This window comes from Sorangium aterium (genome assembly GCF_028368935.1).
Taxonomy (GTDB): Bacteria; Myxococcota_A; Polyangia; order Polyangiales; family Polyangiaceae; genus Sorangium; species Sorangium atrum.
The window spans coordinates 1368201-1385481 of sequence record NZ_JAQNDK010000001.1; the positions used below are offsets into that span (position 1 = coordinate 1368201).

Annotated in this window: 16 protein-coding genes; 7 read left to right on the forward strand and 9 right to left on the reverse strand. The window is 71.1% G+C overall.

The features are described from left to right. Nucleotides 1–2 precede the first annotated feature (2 nt). Entirely contained in the window at nt 3–1736 is a 1734-nt protein-coding gene (locus POL72_RS04985; RefSeq protein ID WP_272093856.1) for a serine/threonine-protein kinase, read from the reverse strand. Nucleotides 1737–2391: 655 nt separating this feature from the next. Between POL72_RS04985 and POL72_RS04990 the strand changes: the two genes are divergently transcribed. Genes POL72_RS04990 through POL72_RS05000 form a run of 3 tightly spaced genes read left to right on the forward strand, consistent with a single transcriptional unit; the run spans nt 2392 to nt 6303 of the window. Then, nucleotides 2392–3522 carry a hybrid sensor histidine kinase/response regulator gene (locus POL72_RS04990; protein WP_272093857.1) on the forward strand — a complete coding sequence of 377 codons (1131 nt, stop codon included), beginning with the start codon at nt 2392–2394 and terminating at the stop codon, nt 3520–3522. After that, nucleotides 3512–5521, forward strand: coding sequence for a PAS domain-containing hybrid sensor histidine kinase/response regulator (locus tag POL72_RS04995; protein ID WP_272093858.1), 2010 nt, complete (start codon nt 3512–3514; stop codon nt 5519–5521). Before POL72_RS04990 ends, POL72_RS04995 begins: the two co-directional genes overlap by 11 nt. A gap of 14 nt (nt 5522–5535) precedes the next feature. After that, on the forward strand, nt 5536–6303 hold the full coding sequence (locus tag POL72_RS05000) for a phosphotransferase enzyme family protein (protein WP_272093859.1): 768 nt from the start codon (nt 5536–5538) through the stop codon (nt 6301–6303). A 111-nt stretch (nt 6304–6414) separates the two neighbouring features. Here the strand turns inward: POL72_RS05000 and POL72_RS05005 are convergent, their stop codons facing one another. Next, nucleotides 6415–7281, reverse strand: a complete 867-nt coding sequence (locus POL72_RS05005) for a HEAT repeat domain-containing protein (RefSeq protein WP_272093860.1) — start codon at nt 7279–7281, stop codon at nt 6415–6417. 294 nt (nt 7282–7575) lie between these two features. Here POL72_RS05005 and POL72_RS05010 point away from each other — a divergent pair, with 294 nt between their 5' ends. After that, nucleotides 7576–8268 carry a transcriptional regulator gene (locus POL72_RS05010; protein WP_272093861.1) on the forward strand — a complete coding sequence of 231 codons (693 nt, stop codon included), beginning with the start codon at nt 7576–7578 and terminating at the stop codon, nt 8266–8268. Between the two features lie 19 nt (nt 8269–8287). On the opposite strand, the gene POL72_RS05015 is transcribed toward POL72_RS05010, so the two are convergent. Continuing rightward, on the reverse strand, nt 8288–9190 hold the full coding sequence (locus tag POL72_RS05015; RefSeq protein ID WP_272093862.1) for a nucleoside hydrolase: 903 nt from the start codon (nt 9188–9190) through the stop codon (nt 8288–8290). A gap of 147 nt (nt 9191–9337) precedes the next feature. Between POL72_RS05015 and POL72_RS05020 the strand changes: the two genes are divergently transcribed. Then, the gene (locus POL72_RS05020) at nt 9338–10177 is read left to right on the forward strand and encodes a hypothetical protein (RefSeq protein WP_272093863.1); all 840 of its coding nucleotides are present in this window, start codon (nt 9338–9340) and stop codon (nt 10175–10177) included. A gap of 227 nt (nt 10178–10404) precedes the next feature. Continuing rightward, the gene (locus POL72_RS05025; protein WP_272093864.1) at nt 10405–11565 is read left to right on the forward strand and encodes an STAS domain-containing protein; all 1161 of its coding nucleotides are present in this window, start codon (nt 10405–10407) and stop codon (nt 11563–11565) included. 143 nt (nt 11566–11708) lie between these two features. On the opposite strand, the gene POL72_RS05030 is transcribed toward POL72_RS05025, so the two are convergent. After that, entirely contained in the window at nt 11709–12944 is a 1236-nt protein-coding gene (locus POL72_RS05030) for a hypothetical protein (protein ID WP_272093865.1), read from the reverse strand. Between the two features lie 400 nt (nt 12945–13344). Further along, complete coding sequence (locus POL72_RS05035) at nt 13345–14013, reverse strand: glutathione binding-like protein (protein ID WP_272093866.1); 669 nt, start codon at nt 14011–14013, stop codon at nt 13345–13347. 76 nt (nt 14014–14089) lie between these two features. Between POL72_RS05035 and POL72_RS05040 the strand changes: the two genes are divergently transcribed. Then, complete coding sequence (locus POL72_RS05040) at nt 14090–15058, forward strand: LysR family transcriptional regulator (RefSeq protein ID WP_272093867.1); 969 nt, start codon at nt 14090–14092, stop codon at nt 15056–15058. 12 nt (nt 15059–15070) lie between these two features. On the opposite strand, the gene argC is transcribed toward POL72_RS05040, so the two are convergent. The 4 genes from argC to POL72_RS05060 are packed head-to-tail and all read right to left on the reverse strand — an operon-like array spanning nt 15071 to nt 17162. Next, nucleotides 15071–16021 (reverse strand): N-acetyl-gamma-glutamyl-phosphate reductase, encoded by a 951-nt coding sequence (gene argC, locus POL72_RS05045; protein WP_272093868.1) that lies wholly within the window; start codon nt 16019–16021, stop codon nt 15071–15073. Nucleotides 16022–16075: 54 nt separating this feature from the next. Continuing rightward, the gene (locus POL72_RS05050) at nt 16076–16336 is read right to left on the reverse strand and encodes a hypothetical protein (RefSeq protein WP_272093869.1); all 261 of its coding nucleotides are present in this window, start codon (nt 16334–16336) and stop codon (nt 16076–16078) included. A 2-nt stretch (nt 16337–16338) separates the two neighbouring features. Beyond that, nucleotides 16339–16941 carry an RNA polymerase sigma factor gene (locus tag POL72_RS05055; RefSeq protein ID WP_272093870.1) on the reverse strand — a complete coding sequence of 201 codons (603 nt, stop codon included), beginning with the start codon at nt 16939–16941 and terminating at the stop codon, nt 16339–16341. 8 nt (nt 16942–16949) lie between these two features. Beyond that, the gene (locus POL72_RS05060) at nt 16950–17162 is read right to left on the reverse strand and encodes a YgaP family membrane protein (RefSeq protein WP_272093871.1); all 213 of its coding nucleotides are present in this window, start codon (nt 17160–17162) and stop codon (nt 16950–16952) included. Nucleotides 17163–17281: the final 119 nt, after the last annotated feature.

Genomic DNA, 17281 nt, shown 5'->3' on the forward strand with positions numbered 1-17281 from the left:
GCTCACTGGAACGGGTTTTCCAGGTCGCCCTTCCTGACGGCGCCCCGCGCGGTCGACGCCGCCCTCTTCAACGCCACGGTGAGCGCGCCGTCCGCTTCGGCCGGGACCTCCTGCGCCTGGTCCTGGTACCCGGGCGCCTTGAAGGTGAGCTTCACGGCGCGACCGCGCGCCAGGCGCAGCGGCCCCGGCGCCTTGCCGACGAGCTTGCCCTCGCTCCACACCTCGAGCTCCTTCGGCGTCGCCTGGATCCGCAGCTCGACGTCGGGCGGCGCCGCGTCGGCGCTCGCCGCGGGCGCGGTCGCGGCGGTCGCCTCCAGCGACGGAGGCGGCGCGGCCGACTCGGGCGCGGCCGCGGCGACGGCGGAAGCCGGCAGGACCGGGGCGACCAGCGCGGCCGACTCCGCTGCGGCCGACGCGCGCGCGCGCGGCGCATCGGCCGCCGGCTCGCCGTGCCCGAGGTGCATGTGCCCGAAGTGCAGCGTGAGCGCCGCGGCCGCGGCGACGCCGAGGACGGCGGCCGCGGCGAGCGCCGCCCTCCGCCGCGGCGCCGCAGCCGGCGTGCTCTCCAGCTTGCCCGGCAGCGATCCCTGCAGGAGCGTCTCGTTCCCGTGCAGCCCCGAGCTCGCTTCCGCGACGGGACCGCGCTGCGTCGGTGCGAGCCCAGCGTCCAGCGGCGCCGCGGCCGCGGCGCGCGCGCGGCGCCCCGCGGCGGCCTCGCCGGCGCCGCGCCCGACGGCTGCGTCGCTCGCCCGCAGCAGGCCCCCGGGCAGCTCGTACCCCGCGCCGCGCGCGGCCTCCACGAGCGCCACGGTCGCCTCGAGCAGCGACGCCGGGCGGCTCGCGGGGTCCTTCTCGAGCATCCGCAGCAGCGGCGCGTCGAGCGCCGGCGAGAGGTGCGTCGCCACGGTCGACACGGGGGGCGCCGCCTCCGACGTGTGCTTGATCAGGAGGTCGAACGCGTTCTCGGCGTCGAACGGCGGCGCGCCGGCGAGCAGCTCGTGCGCGAGGATCCCGAACGAGTAGATGTCCGTCCGGTGATCGACGTTCTTTCCGCGGCACTGCTCGGGGGACATGTAGAGCGGCGTCCCGATCAGGTGCCCCGTCCGCGTCTTGTGCACCGCGCCCGAGGACTCGCCGAGCAGCTTGGCGATGCCGAAGTCGAGCAGCTTCGGGAAGATCGCGCCGTCCTCGTCGAAGACCAGGAACACGTTCTCGGGCTTGAGATCGCGGTGCGCGATGCCCGCGGCGTGCGCGGCGTCGAGCGCGCGCGCGATCTTGACGAGGATGGGCAGCGCCTCCGCGGGCGGGAGGCGCCCGCGCTTGCGGCGGTAGGCGTCGAGGGTCATCCCCTCGAGCAGCTCCATCACGTAGTAGTGCCGGCCGTCCTCGAGGGCGCCGAACGAGAAGATGTCGATGATGTTGCGGTGCCTGATCTGGTTCACGGCCCGCGCCTCCGCGATGAAGCGGGAGACGAGCTGCGGGTTCGCGGAGCACTGGCGGCTCAGGACCTTGATGGCCGCCGCCTTGCCGATGACGGGGTGGATCGCGCGGTAGACCGTGCCGAAGCCCCCCGCCCCGATCTTCGCCTCGACGCGGTACTCGCCGACCGGCGTGCCCGGCGCGAGCTCCGGATCGGCGCCAGGCGGCGCGGGCTCCGCCGCGAGCGTCTCGCCGTCCGTCGCGCAGGCAGCGACGCCGTCCGCATGCTCGGTTCGGCACGTAGGGCATGTCGACATGAGAAATCCACGGAGAGCGTACACGGGGAGCCCGGCGCAGCCCAGGGCCCCGAGCGTCGCAAACCGGCGAGAGCTCTGTGCTCCGGCCTCCGGCGGGCGGGCGCAGCGTGGAGCGTCCCTCCGGCGTCGCATGGCGCGTCGCTGCGTCGAGGCCCGACCTAGGCGCCCCGCGCGCAGGAGGTCGCCGCAAGGGCCACCCGGTGGCCCCGAACGGGTGAGGCGCCTTCCGCGCGGCGCCCGCTCGAACGAGCAATACGCCTCCTTCTCCTCACGTCTCTCCTCCTCGCGCTTCCCGCTCACGGTGAGGCGGTTGTCCGAGAACGACGCGCCGACATCATGAGGTTCCAGGGACTCCAATCCAAGGAGGCTCCTGACAGAGCCAGTTTGTTCTCCTGGCGACGAATGATGTTCATGACAGCCTCCTTTCGGTGCGTTGCGCCGCACTCCCTCCCTCGCGGAGCCGGCGTGACCAGAGGCCACGAGGGAAACGATGTAACGGGACGCTGACGTAGCGCCTCGCGCGGAGAACGGGCAAATACGGCAATCTTGGCACTGTCACGACAGCATCGGGGCGCCGTCCAGCGACGACCATGACCTGAACGCTATGGTAGGGCCGTTGCCGCTCATGTAACGTTGCGCCCGTAGCCGAGGGCGCATGGAACAGCACGAGCCGAGATCCAAGGTGCTGGTCGTCGATGACAACGAACAGAACCGCGCGCTCGCCCAGGCCACGCTCGAGGACGACGGCTACGAGGTCGTGCTCGCCGTCACGGGAGAGGAGGCCCTCGAGCAATTCGAGCGCCACAAGCCGGATTGCGTGCTCCTCGACGTGCGGATGCCGGGGATGGACGGGTTCGCCGTGTGCTCCCGGCTCCGCAGCCTGCCCGAGGGCGCGAGCACGCCGATCGTGTTCTTGACGGCGCTCCGCGACGTCGACACGTTCGATAGCGCGCTTCGCGCCGGGGGCGACGACTTCCTGACGAAGCCGATCCGCCCGTCGGAACTGCTCGTGCGGGTGCAGGCCGCCCTGCGGCTGCGGCGGCTCGGCGCGGAGCTGCGCGACCACGTCGAGCTCGTCCGGCAGCAGCGCGACGCGCTGATGCGCCTCCAGCTCCAGAAAGAGCGGCTCACGGCGTTCGTCGTGCACGATCTGAAGAACCCCGTCAGCAGCATGGACCTGCACGCGCAGTTCCTGCTCCGGGACCGCGCGCTCCCGGAGGAGGCGCGCGACTCCGCGCGGCACATCCGCGACCAGGCGCGCGCCCTGCTGCGGCTCATCTACAACCTGCTCGACATCAGCAAGAGCGAGGAGGGGAGGCTCGCCCCCGAGCGAGCGAGCGTCGATCTCCGCGCGCTCGTCCTCGAGGTGTTCGCCGCGCTCGACCTGCGCGCGAGCTCCCGCTCGATCTCCCTGCGCGAGACCGTCGAGGCGCCCGCCGTCCGGGCCGACCCGGACCTGCTCCGCCGCACGATCGAGAACCTCCTCGAGAACGCGATCGTCCACGCCCCGCCCGGGACGGCGGTGACCGTGAGCGCCGTGAAGCGCGGCGCCGAGGTGGAGATCCGCGTCGCGGACGCGGGGCCGGGCATCCCCGCCGAGCTGCGCGAGCAGGTGTTCGATCGCTTCGTCCAGCTCGGAGGCGACGCTCCAGCCCTCCACCGCGCCGGCCGCGGCCTCGGGCTCGCGTTCTGCAAGATGGCCGTCGAGGCGCACGGCGGGACCATCCGGATCGAGGACAACGCGCCTGGCGCCGTGTTCTGTGTGAGGTTCCCCGATGACCCATGAAATCTCCTCCGCCGAGCGCCTGCCTGCACCCGAGCCGGCGCCCCAGGCACCTGGCGCTCGCCAGCTCGACGACGGCACGTTCCGCCTGCTCATCGACGCGGCGCCCGACGCCATGGTGGTCGTCGACGAACAGGGACGTATCGTGTTCGTCAACGTCCAGACCGAGCGAATGTTCGGCTACACGCGCGGCGAGCTCATCGGGCAGGCGATCGAGATCCTGCTCCCGGAGCGATTCCAGCGGTCTCACGTCGCGAACCGCTCGGCGTTCATCGCCGCGCCCAGGGCGCGCCCCATGGGGTCGGGGCTGGAGCTGTTCGGCCGCCGGAGGGACGGCAGCGAGTTCCCGGTCGAGATCAGCCTCAGCCCGCTGGCGACCGAGGGGGGCACCCTCTTCTCGAGCGCCATCCGCGACATCGGCGACCGCAAGCGCCTGGAGGCCGTGGCGCAACGCACGAGCGACCTCCTGCGGAGCGCGGTGGAGAGCTTCCAGGGCGCGTTCGCCGTGTTCGACGCGCAGGATCGGCTCGCGCTCTGCAACAGCGTGTACCGGCACTGGCTCGGCGCGCGGGTGGACGGCCCCATGGTCGGGCGGAGCTATGATGAGATCCTCGGCGAGAGCCTCGCCGCGGGGCTGTTCGCCCTCGGCGGCGAGCCTCCGGCCGCCCTCCGCGAGAGGATGCTCGCGTACCACGCGGAGCCGAATGGCACGCTGGATCTCTGCACGAGCGACGGGCGCAGCCTGCGCGCGACCGAGCGCCGCACGGCCGAGGGCGGGACCGTGTGCACCCTCTGGGACATGACCGGCGACGTGCAGCGCGAGGAGGAGCTCCGCAAGGCGCGGGGCATCGCCGAGGCCGCGAGCTCCGCGAAGAGCGAGTTCCTCGCCTCGATGAGCCACGAGCTCCGCACGCCGCTCAACGCGATCCTCGGCTTCGCCCAGCTCTTGCACCGCGACAGGAAGACGCCGCTCACCGATCGCCAGAAGGAGCGGATAGAGCACGTCCTCAAGGGCGGCGAGCACCTGCTCAAGCTCATCGACGACATCCTGGACCTCTCGCGCATCGAGGCGGGCCGCGTCACTGTGTCGATCGAGCCGGTGAACGTCCCCGAGGTGCTGGCCGAGGTGAAGACGACGCTCGACCCGATGGCCCAGCGCGCCGGGATCGAGATCGCGCTCGCGCCCCTCCCCGCGGAGCTCCCGAAGATCACGGCGGATCGCACGCGCTTCGCGCAGATCCTCATGAACTACGGCTCGAACGCGATCAAGTACGGCCGCAGGGGGGGCCGCGCCACGATCGCGGTCTCGATGCCGGAGGACGGGGTCGTGAAGATCTGCGTGATCGACAACGGCATCGGCATCCCCCAGGAGCAGCACGCGAAGATCTTCCAGCCCTTCCAGCGCGCCGGTCAGGAGACGGGCCCGATCGAGGGGACCGGGATCGGCCTCGCCATCACGAAGCGGCTCGCGGAGCTCATGGGCGGCGGCGTCGGCTTCGCCAGCATCCCGGGCGAAGGGTCCGAGTTCTGGATCGAGCTCCCGGCGCACCAGGAGCCGCCGGCGGTCGCCGCCCCGGCGCAGGCGGGCGCGCGCCTGGAGGCGTCGCCGCTCGCCGGGCCCGGCGGCGTCCGTCATTCGGTCCTGTACGTCGAAGACAACCCGTCGAACATCGCGTTCATGGAGGAGCTCATCTCCGAGTTCGAGCGTGTCCACCTGATCACCGCGCCGAACGCCGAGATCGGCATCGAGCTCGCGCGCTCGCGTCAACCCGAGGTCGTCATCATGGACATCAACCTCCCCGGGATGAGCGGCTACGAGGCCATGCGCAAGCTCGAAGAGTGGCCGGAGACGCGCGACATCCCCGTGATCGCGCTCAGCGCGGCGGCGATGGCCCGGGATACCCGCCGCGCCGAGCAGGCCGGGTTCTACCGGTACCTGACCAAGCCGGTGAGGGTCGACGAGCTGACCACCGTCCTCGAGGAGCTCCTCCTCCCGACGTAGCGCGCCGAGGCTGGATGGTCGACGAGCAGGTATTCAAGGGCGGCGTGAACACCGTGCGCCGGCGCGGCGACAGGGTCTACCGGCCGGCGACGGCGGCCACGCCTGCCATCCACCGGCTGCTGCGGCACCTCCGCGCGGCGGGCTTCGACGCGGCGCCGGAGCCGCTCGGGTGCGACGACGAGGGGAACGAGGTGCTGTCGTACCTCGATGGCGATGTACACAACCCGCTCCCGGCCGAGCTGCGCACTCCCGAGCTCCTCGCGTCCGCCGCCACCCTGCTGCGCCGGTTCCACGACGCCAGCGCGACGTTCGTGTCGGAGCCTGACGACCGGTGGCAGCTCCCGCCTCGCCCACCGGCCGAGGTGATCTGTCACGGCGACCTCGCGCCCTACAACTGTGTCGTCCGCGACGGCCGGGTCGTCGGCTTCATCGATTTCGATACCGCTCATCCGGGCCCGCGCGTGTGGGACGTGGCGTACGCTGTCTATCGTTTCGCGCCGCTGCACGCGCCGAGCAACCCGGACAGCGCCGGCAGCCCCGAGGACCAGGCGCGGCGCGCAGCTCGGTTCTGCCGCGCTTATGGCTTCGCGCCCGGGCCCCTGTTGCTCGACACCGTGGCCGACCGGCTGGCGGCGCTGCTCGCCTCCATGCGCGCGCGGGCCGCGGCCGGCGACACGGCATCTCAGGCGCACATCGCGGCCGGGCACCCTGCGTTGTACGAAGAGGACATCCGCTATTTGCGGGCGCAGCGCGATCGGCTGCTGCGGGCATTCACCCCGTGATGAGCCGACACCTCCCGCCAGCCATCGAGGGGCCCAGAGGGAGCCGGGCTCGGAGGCGCTCCGTATCCAGGCCAACATGGAGAACGAGCGCGCGCGCCGCGAGCGGAAGTCCTAGCCACCGTCGACCCCCGACGGGCCCTCGAGCGACCCGAGAGCGCGGCGGGCCACCGCCCGCACGGCGGCGTCCGGATCGCGCTCGGCGAGCCACACGAAACGCTCCTCCGCCCGCGCGATCTCGCTTCCCCTCGCGCCCGCGCGCATCGCGACGAGCGCCCGGATCGCGGCGCGCCGCACGCCGCCCTGCTCGTGTCGGAGCAGCGTCGTCAGAGGACGCACCGCCTCGCGCGCGGCGCTCGGGGCGGCCCGCGAGAGCCCGCGCGCGGCCGCCTCGACCACGGGCGGGTACGGATGCTCGAGCGCCTCGAGCAGCGCCGCGCGGTGGTGAAGCGCGCTCTCCGGATGTCGCGCGAGGAGCTCCGCCGCGCTCAGGGCGATCCTGCGGGACGCCGGCGCGAGGAGCGCCGCCACGACGTCGGCCGGCACGCCCTTCCCCGCCTGCGGGCCCAGCCGGCGCAGCGCATCGAGCACGCTGACCCGGGCGAGGATCTGCTCGTGACGCACGGACGAGGCCGAGCAGCACATGGGCGAGCACCGCTCCCCGAGCGGCTCGCGCAGCGTCTCGACGAGCACCGGCACCGCGACGGCGGCGCGACGGCCCATCCTCCCGAGCGTTCGCGCAACGTGGCCGCGCAGGTGCGCGACGTCCAGACGTGCATAGAGCTTCTCGTCGTACCCCTCGGCAGGACGTCGCAGGCCGAGAGCCCGCACCAGAAGGTCGGCCGAGAGCTCGGCGGGCACCGGACCGCGGCCGAACGGCATGAGCGCTCTGACCGACGCGTGCCACAGCGCGCGACGCTGCGGCTCCCGGAGGAGCGCCTCGAGGACATCCGCCGGCCGCCGGCGATCGGCCGTGCTCATCTGCTGACCTCGCGCAACGCCCGCTCGAATCCCATCCTGCGAAGACCCTCGCCGTGACCGGGCATCTTCCCGCGAAACGCGAGGCCGGCCGCCAGGGGTGGTATCTTAACACACGCGGTGGAGCTCACGTTCGAGACGGCCAACAGGCCTGCACATATCGCACCTTCCGCTCCTCGACGCGTCGACCCCACCACGTTGTCATCCAGGCTCAGCCCGTTCGCCGGCGGTCGTTCCGATCTGCGACGAGCCAATTTCGCTCGACGAAGCCGCGCTCGATCGGCGTAGCGTGGCTGTATGACCCAAAGGCGCGATCATGCCCTCTCCTGCACGACGCTCTTGCTCATCGCGTGTGGACTGGCCGGCTGCGGCAAGGCCTCCACGCCGCCCGCGGCCGCCCCCGAGCCGCTCGCACCTCTCACGTTCCGGCGATCGGCGGACGACATCATCCTCGCGGCGAAGCTGCCGCCCGAGACCGCGCCCCGCGCGTCGCTCGAGATCCACCGCCTCGACGCCTACGCCGCGTGCAACGCGGCGCAGGTGCGCCTCTCCGCCAGCGTGAGCGCGCGCGCGGACGCGGGGCCGAGCGCGCTCACGCTGTCGAGCCTCGTCATCGGCGGCCTGGGGCTCGCGGGCGGCATCGCCACCACCGCGCTCGCCGCGGGCCTCGAAGCCAAGCCGCCCCCGGTGGGCACGCCGTCGCTCCCGGACGCGGAGCCGCCGGACGTGGACGGCAAGACGGGCGTGATCGTGGCGGGCGTCGTCACGGGCGTCGTCGTCGTGGGCGCCGTCGTCGGAACGCTCCTGCTCGCCGGCGGTGACGACGACGACCACAAGCACAAGCTCGATCTGGGCGTCGGCGGCGCAGGGGGGCTCCGCGACGCCATCCGCGCCTTCGAGGCCGCGTGCCCGGACGAGCCCCCCGAGGACGCCCTCGCCGCGTGCATCGACAGGGCGCGCGCCCTCCGCAAGGCCTGCGCAGCCCGGTGACGCGGGCTCCGCCGGCGGCTCAGCGCGCGAGCACGTCGAGGAAGCGCTCCTCGTGGAACGCGACCGAGATGCGCGTGTTCGTGCCCTCCATGGCCCGCGCCCCCCATTCGCCCTTCTCGCGGTAGATCTCGACCTCGACGAAGTCGCAGACGCGCTCGTCGAGCGCGCAGGCGGCCGCCACGAGATCGTGCATCGCCTTGCCGACGCCCTTGTCTGCCAGGTACCGACCGAGCGCGTCGATCATCCCCGTCAGGCCGCTCCGCGGCGATCGCCCGGAGACCCGGCGGCCCAGCGCCTCGCGCATGGCCTCGGTGTAGACGACCCCGTGACAGACGTTCTTCGAGACGAACCTGCGCTCTCCGATCTGCGGTGAGGCGAGCAGCGCGAGCGTCTCCCGGGGCGCGCCGCCGGGGTTATAGCTCGGGCAGGTGAGGCGCCCGCGGAACTTCTCGAGCGGCTCGGCGACCAGGTTGTCCCCCGCGAAGCCGCCTTGCTGGACCCAGCGAGCGAGCCGGAGCCCGGGGGCGTCCTTGAACGCCTTGCCGATGTTCTTGGGCGCGGCCCCGACGAGCACCGTGGCGTCCGGATCGCGGAGCAGCTCGGCGAGCAGCGCGGGGCCGCCCGCGACCTCGCCGACCGGGTGCTCCAGGATGCCGGGGCCGTAGCACGCCTTGTGGAAGCCGGAGACCCGCGCCTTCTTGCCCTCGCTCGTCGCCCACCACGCGGGGCCGTGCAGGGCGCCGATCGGGACCTCCGGCCGCCCGCAGCGATCCAGACCCCAGCGGACGAGCCGGCACTGATCCTCGGAGCCGGGCGTGACGAGCACGCCGAGCAGCTCGACGTCGGGGTGATCGGCGAGCCAGAGCAGCGTCATGAAGTCATCCGGGTCCGCGGTCTCCATCTCGAAGATCATGCGCTTCACGCCGCACCTCCATGCCATCGCGCGGTAGAGCAAAATCGATTAGGCTCGATCCGAGCGGGCAGCCGGAGAGACGACCGGCCGTACGACGGAGCCAGCGCTCGACCCGCGCGGCTGCGCGCGGCCAGGCCGCACGACCCCGAGGAGCGAATGAAGCGCATACACCTGTTCGAGATAGAGGATTTCAGCTGGTTTCCCGGGTGGCTACGGGCCTGCATGACTCGCCTGATCGTGGTCATGCACAGGGCGCTTGGCACGAGCGAGGCGCTGTCCGAGCTGATCGCCAGAGCATTGAAGGAGTCGAACACATCGAACATCATCGACCTCTGCTCCGGGAGCGGCGGGCCGATGATCGACGTCGTGCGGATCCTGCGCGAGAGGCCCGGGTTCGAGGACATCCAGCTGACACTCACGGACCTGTACCCGAGCAAGGAGGCGGCGGAGCTCATCAACAACCAAAAAGGGAGCAACGTGTCCTACCAGACGAGCCCGGTGGACGCCACGAAGATCGACGGGGAGACGCCTGGTTCCGCGGGCGTCGCGGGCCTCGCGGGTCTCAGGGGTCTCAGGACGATGGTCAGCAGCTTTCATCACATGAGGCCGGACGGCGCGAGGAAGATACTGGAGTCGGCCCAGAAGAGCAGGCAGCCGATCTGTATCTTCGAGATCAGCGACAACAGTCATCCGATGTTCCTCGGGTGGCTCGCCCTCCCGATCAACTTCGTGATGTGCCTCCTCATCACGCCCCTTGCGAGGCCCATGACCCTGCGGCAGCTCGTCTTCACCTATATCGTGCCGATCATCCCGCTGTGCTTCGCATGGGATGGCGCGGTCTCGAACGCGAGGACCTACACGCTCGATGATCTGGATGAGCTGCTGAGCGGGCTCCGAAGTGAAGATTACCGATGGGAGAAGGGAGTGACCGGCGGGAGGGCGAAGAAGCTCTATCTGCTCGGCATTCCCACCGGCGACGCCGGCTCCGGCGGCTGAGCCGCTCCGACGCGGACGAACCGGTACGTACCGGTCGTACGGATCACCGGAGATCGCGCGGCGAGCGTGGTCCGATGCTGTATGTCCCCCTCGTGCGTTCCGACGATTGGATTAAGGCCATGCCTTCGTGCGCGTCGCGGATTGCGCCCTACTATTCGTGTGCGGTCATCGATCTACCTTGTGATGCGCAATCCCGGTATGCCTGTCCGGTTGCGGAGGGGAACACGATGGCTGACGCAAACGGAGCACTGAGCTCGCTGGATGACTTTATCGCACACTCTACGGAGATGCTGTTCGTCGCCGGGGGCGACGGCGCGCTGCTGCGATGGAGCGACGCGCTGGGGCAGACGATCGGCCCAGCGCTCGCGCACGGAACCCCGTTGACCGAGCTCTTCCACCCGGAGGACCGCGGCGCGCTCACCACGAGGTGGGAGCAAGTGCGGGGAAGCACCGCCCCCGTCCATGTCCACGGCCGCGTCATGAGCGCGGAGCGCAGCTACAAACCGCTCTCGTGCGTGGTGCGCGGCGCGCGCCAGGATGGGCTGGTCTACGGCTCGTTCCGTGACGCGCCGACTGGCGATGGCGCGCTCGACGAGCTGACTGAGCTGAGGGCCCGGGACAGGATGCTCCGCGCCTTGATCCACGCTCTTCCGATAGCGGTGTGGGCCGTCGATCCCGACGGAACGTACCTCTACCATGAAGGCAAGGGGCTCGAGGCCAGCGGCCATCGGCCTGGGCAGCACGTCGGGGCGAACATCTTCGAGCTCTACGGCGACGCCATGGGCGCCATCACGCGCGCGCTGGCCGGTGACCATGTGCACGGGCTGGCCGAGGCCCATGGCTGCGTCTGGGAGAGCTGGATTCTCCCCCTCGGGGAGACGACCGGGCAAGTCAGCTCTGTCCTCGGGTTCTCGCTCGACGTGACGGAGGCGCAGCGCGCGCAGCAGGCCCTCCAGACCAAGCTCGACGTGATCGAGGCCCAGCAGCGGGTCATCCGCGAGCTCGCGGCGCCGATCATCGAGGTATGGGACGGCGTGCTGGCGCTGCCCATGATCGGCGTCGTCGACAGCGCGAGGACGGCCGACGCGATGGAGAGCCTGCTCGACGCGATCGCGAGCCGCGGGGCGCGCTTCGCGGTCCTGGACCTCACCGGCGTGCAGATGGTGGACACGAAGGTCGCCGATCACCTGATCAAGCTCGTGCGGGCCATCCAGCTGCTCGGCGCCGAGGGCATCATCTGCGGCATCCGCCCGACCGTGGCGCAGACGATGGTGACGCTGGGTCTCGACCTCAGCGCCATCGTGACCAAGGCCAACCTGCGGGCCGGCCTGATGCACTGCATGCAGCGCTTGACCCCGCGCGCGGCGCCGCGAGCGCCGTCGAGCTAAGGCCCCGCGACGGGGAGCACGTCAATCGGCAGGATGGTCCCGTCGTTGCACGTCACCCAGGGCCCCGTGAACGGCGGGATGCCGCTGGCGTACGGCGGGGCGCTGTGGAAATCGCCGTCCTCGAAATCCTCGATGACGAGGCCTCATATCGCGCAGATGAACAGCCCCTGGCAGTCCGGATCGGAGCAATCCGCGAGACCGTCCGCGTCGTCGTCATAGCCGTTGCTGCACGCCCAATCGGTGTTCTCGAGCCCCGGTGCGCAGTACGGCTGCGACTGGCAGTCCGCATCAGCGCAATCCGCGAAGCCGTCCCCGTCGTCATCGGCGCCGTTGCTGCACGTCCAGTCGGTGTCCTCGCGCACCGGTGCGCAGTAGGGCTGCCACTGACAGTCCGGATCGGAGCAATCCGCGAGGCCATCCCCGTCGTCGTCGTAGCCGTTGGTGCAGGCCACATCGGTGTTCTCGTACACCGGCGAGCAGTATGGATACCCCTGGCAGTCCGGATCGGAGCAATCCGGGAGGCCGTCCCCGTCGTCGTCCCAGCCGTTACTGCACTCCCAATCGGTGTCCTCGCCCACCGGCACGCAGTACGGCTGCCACTGGCATTCCGGATCGGAACAATCCGCGAGGCCATCCCCGTCGTCGTCATAGCCATTGCTGCAGGCCACATCGGTGTTCTCGTACACCGGCGAGCAGTACGGATACCCCTGGCAGTCCGGATCGGAGCAATCCGGGAGGCCGTCCCCATCGTCGTCCCAGCCGTTGCTGCACTCCCAATCGGTGTCCTCACCCACCGGCGCGCAGAACGGATACCCCTGGCATTCCGGATCGGAACAATCCGCGAGACCGTCCCCGTCGTCATCGTAGCCGTTGCTGCAGGCCACATCGGTGTTCTCGTACAGCGGCGTGTCGTCGACCCCGATGACGATGTCGATCCTTCCATGCCCGACGGAAATGACATCGCTGTCTGCCCGGAACTGGAACGCCACGGTCGTCGTCGTGCCTTCGCCGATGAAGACCCCCACCGGATTCGCCGACGTGAGGGACGCCGAGACGGGCTGGAAGCCGACGCCCGTCGATCGCTCGAGGACCCAGCCCGGCTGGAGGAATACGTTGTAGCCACCGACCGGCAGCACCTCCGTGAGCACCGGCGCGTCGCTCCCTCCGTAGATGGTCCGCACCGTCGGGCCGTAGATATCGAACCGTGCCTGGGACAGGCGGTAGGTCGCGCCCGAGGAGCTGCTCCCGACGAGGGCCAGGCTGAGCGAGCCGACATCCGACTCCTGCTCGGCGTCGTCCGGCGCGGCCGCCGTGCAGCCGACCGGGATCGCAGCAATGGCCAGGACCGAACATACGAAGAGTTGTCGCAAGTGTCTCATAATGACCCTCGTATCAGAGCCGGCCGCGCGTGAGAAGCGAGATTCGTGAGCGATCCATAACGTCGCGCGGCCGTTGCCCGTTGCCCCGTTGCCCCGTTGCCCCGTTGCCCGTGGGGCGTAGGTCGTGCGTCGCCGGCCGTCAGCCGTCAGCCTCCGGCCGTCAGCCATCTATGGTTAGTTGCGCAATCCCCCGCCATCATTCATCGCGGCCGTCGCGCCCCCCGGCCATCGCCTCGCCGCTTCTCGTCGCCCGCATCGCCTCGCGCCTGCCATCGCCTCCTCTCGCAGCCCATCCCCCGCTGTCGGCTCGCATCACACGCCATCGTCGCCCGGGCCGTTCCGAGATCGCGCCGCGCCCGGCGCGCCCCTCGCCGGGCGGGCCGGGCGCGATCCGCTCGGGTCAACCGTTCGGCGCCGGCGCGTCGACGGCCTCGGCGGCCTTCGCGTGCCGCGCTTGCTCCCGGAAGTAGCCCTCCCGCTCCTCGGCGAAGGCGCGCGCCACGCTGGGACGTCCGTGGAGGCGCGCATGGTACGCGGCGAGCGCCGGCCAGGAGTTCAGGTCGATCGGCGTGACCACGGACCAGTTGAGCACCGCGAAGAGGTACGCGTCGGCGACCGAGAAGCGGTCGAGCAGGAACTCCCGCCCTTCGAGCCGTTCGGCCACCCAGCCGAGGCGGCGCGGCGCCCCGGCCAGCGCATAGGCCTTGACCTCGGGCGCGGCCGTCTTGTTCAGCAGCGGGCTGTAGACCGCCTTGTGGAGCTCGCTCCCGATGAAGCCGAGCCACTGCTGGAGGCGCGCCCGGCCGAGCGGATCCCGCGGCGCGAGCTCCGCCTTCGGGAACCGATCCGCCACGAGCTGAAGGATCGCCGCGTTCTCGGCGAGGATCTCGCCTCCTTCGATCTCGAGCGCAGGGACGAACCCGAGCGGGTGGATCGCATGGTAATCGGCGCCCCCCACGGTCCGCTTCGTCTTCAGGTCGACCTCCACATACGAGGCCTCCGCGCCGGCCTCGTACAAGGCGATGCGCGTGGCGAGAGAACATGCGAGCGGAGCGAAATAGAGCTTCATGAAAACCTCCTGACGGCGCTCAAGGTGCGCCTCGCGGGGCTGTGCGTCCAACGCATCGTCGTGATAGGGTCTATGCGTGTCACGCATACCGCCTCCCCCTGCGCCTCCTGCCATCGGACCGCGGCCTCAGCTCGAGATCCGCGATCTGGAGCTCGTGCTCTCGCTGGCGGCCGCCGGGAGCACGGCCGGCGCCGCCTCGGCGATGCACATCACGCAGTCCGCCGTGAGCCGGGCGCTCGCCCAGGCGGAGGAGCGGGTCGGCGCGCTCCTCTTCGAGCGCACCGCGCGCGGGGTCACGCCGACGGCCGCGGGTGAGCGGCTCATCGCGGGGGCCGGGCTCGTCCTCGCGCAGCTCCGGGAGCTCGAGCGAGAGGTCGCGGCGCCGGTCGCCGCGACGACGCGCGTCCGCCTCGTGTGCGAGTGCTACACGGCGTACCGCTGGCTGCCCTCCGCGATGACGAGCCTCCGGCGCAGGCTGCCCCGCCTCGAGATCGTGCTCGCGGTCGAGCACACCCACGATCCGGTCTCCGCGCTCGTCCGGGGGGACATCGACGTCGCGCTGCTCACCACGTCGTCCCTGCCGAGCGACCGCGAGGCGGGTTGCGCGCTCGTGGAGCGGCCGCTCTTCTCGGACGAGATCATCTTCGTGCTCTCGACCTCGCACCCGCTCGCGGGGCGGGCTTCGCTCACGCGCGACCACCTCCGCGAGGGCCCGCTGATCACGCCGAACGCGACGCCGGCCGAGGCGCGCTGGTTCATGAGCGCCGTCTTCGGACGGCAGCGGCCCAAGATCGAGCTCCTGCGGTTCCCGCTCACGGAGGCCGTTGTCGACGCGGCGCGCGCCGGGATGGGGATCGCGACCCTCTCGGAATGGGTGGCGGAAGCCTATCTCAGCAGCGGCGACCTGGTGGTCAAACGGCTCTCGAGCGGCCCGCTCCGCCGGCCCTGGCGGATCGCGTTCCGGCGCGCGTTCGCCGACGCCGCGGAGCGCCTGATCGCCGCCCTCGAGAGCTCGGCGCCGCGGCTCTACACGCGCGCCGGGTGACCCGGGTGGCGCTCAGTCGAGGCCGGTGGCCTCCGGCGCGCCCAGCATCAGGTTCAGGTTCTGCACCGCCGCGCCGGAGGCGCCTTTGCCGAGGTTGTCGAGGCGCGCCACGACCAGGATCTGGTCCGGCTTGCCGAACACGAACACGTCGAGTCGGTTCGTGTCGTTGCACTCCAGCGCGCCGAGATAGCCGTCCTCCAGCGCGCCCTGGCCGCCGAGCGGCATCACCCGGATGAACGGCTCGCCGGCGTAATAGGACGCGTAGAGCTCGTGGACCGCGGCGGGCGTCGCCGGCCGCGCCAGGGCGTCCGCGAACAGGGGCACCGAGACGAGCATGCCTTTGTAGAAGTCGCCCACGACCGGCTGGAACAGGGGCGACCTGTCGAGGCCGGCGATCGCCTGCATCTCCGGCAGGTGCTTGTGCTGCATCGTGAGCCCGTACGGGCGCGGGCCGCGGAGCTGCTCGCGGCGCGCCCCGTCGGCCTGCTCGTAGGCCTGGATCATCTTGCGCCCGCCGCCGCTGTAGCCGGTGAGCGAGTGCGCGATCACGCGGGCGTCCCTGGGAAGGAGCCCCTGCTCGACGAGCGGCGCCACGAGCGCGAGGAACCCGGTCGCGTGGCACCCGGGGACGGCGACGCGCCGCGCGCCGCGGACGGCCTCGCGCTGGCCGGGGCGGAGCTCCGGGAAGCCGTACACCCACCCGTCGGCCGTGCGGTGCGCGGTGCTCGGATCGATGACGCGCGTCCTCGGGTTCTCGATCCACCCGATGGATTCGCGGGCGGCGTCGTCGGGCAGGCACGTGATGAGCACATCCGCCTCGTTGATCAGCGCGCGGCGCGCCGCCGGGTCCTTGCGGCGGTCCGGGTCGATCTCGAGCAGCTGGAGGTCGCGGCGGCCCTGCAGCCGCTCGCGGATCTGGAGCCCCGTCGTACCTTCCTGCCCGTCGATGAACACCCGATGCATGGTGGCCGTGTCCATACGCCGACCGCGCCCCCGGGACCAGCGCTTCGCGCTAGCTCACCGGCGGCTCTGCGGCGCCCAGGCGCATCCGCCGTCGCACGGCTCTTCGAGGTGCTCCCCTCGCGCCCTGGCGCTGACCATCTGGATCAACCCCAGCGTCCAGCACATCGGGCATCCGCCCACCGCTACGAGCGCGACTGGCAACAGCGCCATCGACAGCCAGAGGGACGCGCGCGCGACAAGCACCGAGGCCACGAGGGCCGCGAGGCAGATCGCCCCACGCGCGAAGTGCTCCACAAGGCTCCTGCTCATGAACATGGCTAATTTCTCCTCTCCTCCCCTCCCCGCACCCACGAGGCGGAAGGCGCGCCCTCCTGCCGGAGGACCTCCCGCCGCACCAGCTGCCGCGCCCGGTGCAGACGGCTCTTCATGGCCGCCTCGCCGAGCCCGAGCATCTGGCACACCTCCTCGCCCGTCAGCCCCTCGACGTCGCGCAGCACGAGCACCTCTCGATAGGGCCGCTCCAGCACGGCGATGGCCTCATGCACGGCGCGGACCAGCCGCCAGCGCTCGAATGCTGCCTGAGGGTCGAGATCGCCCGAGGGCACCGCGTCGATGTCGTCCACCCGATCTCCCAGCCGCGCGCGCTCTTGCGCGAAGGGGCGAAGCATGCGCAGGCACGCGTTCCGGACCACCGTCATCAGCCAGGAGAGGACGCCCGGATCGCGCGCCACCTCGGGGCGGCGCGCGAGCTTCGTGAAGGCCTCCTGGACCGCATCGTCGGCGTCGAAGGCGTCGCGGCACGCGCGCAGCCCGAAGCGGTACACGCGGTCATGGTAAGCGCGGACGAGCAGCTCCAGCGCGCCGTCATCGCCGCGCGCCGCCGCCGTGAAGACCGGCTCGTGTGCTCTCGATGCTTCCATTCAGCGCCTCAGCTCCGCTGGAGGGGGCATGTGGATCTGCCGATCAGAGCGTACCCGAAGCACGTGCCCGAGAGCGCCGTAAATATCATGTACACGCCCGACAGACCGAACACGGTGAGGCGCGTCACGAGCGTCAGCGGCGCCGCCCAGGCGCACACCAGCAGCGCAAGTGCACCGAGACCACGCAGCAACCGATCCATCTTCCCCACATTGCTTTTCATGAGCTCCTCCATCCTTCGCCCGGAGAAGCCCCGACGCGGGGTGGAGGATTCACGAAATCGTTGCGCCGACGGCGCAGAAAGCGACCGAGCGACGCCTACGCGACGCGTCCACGCCTGCG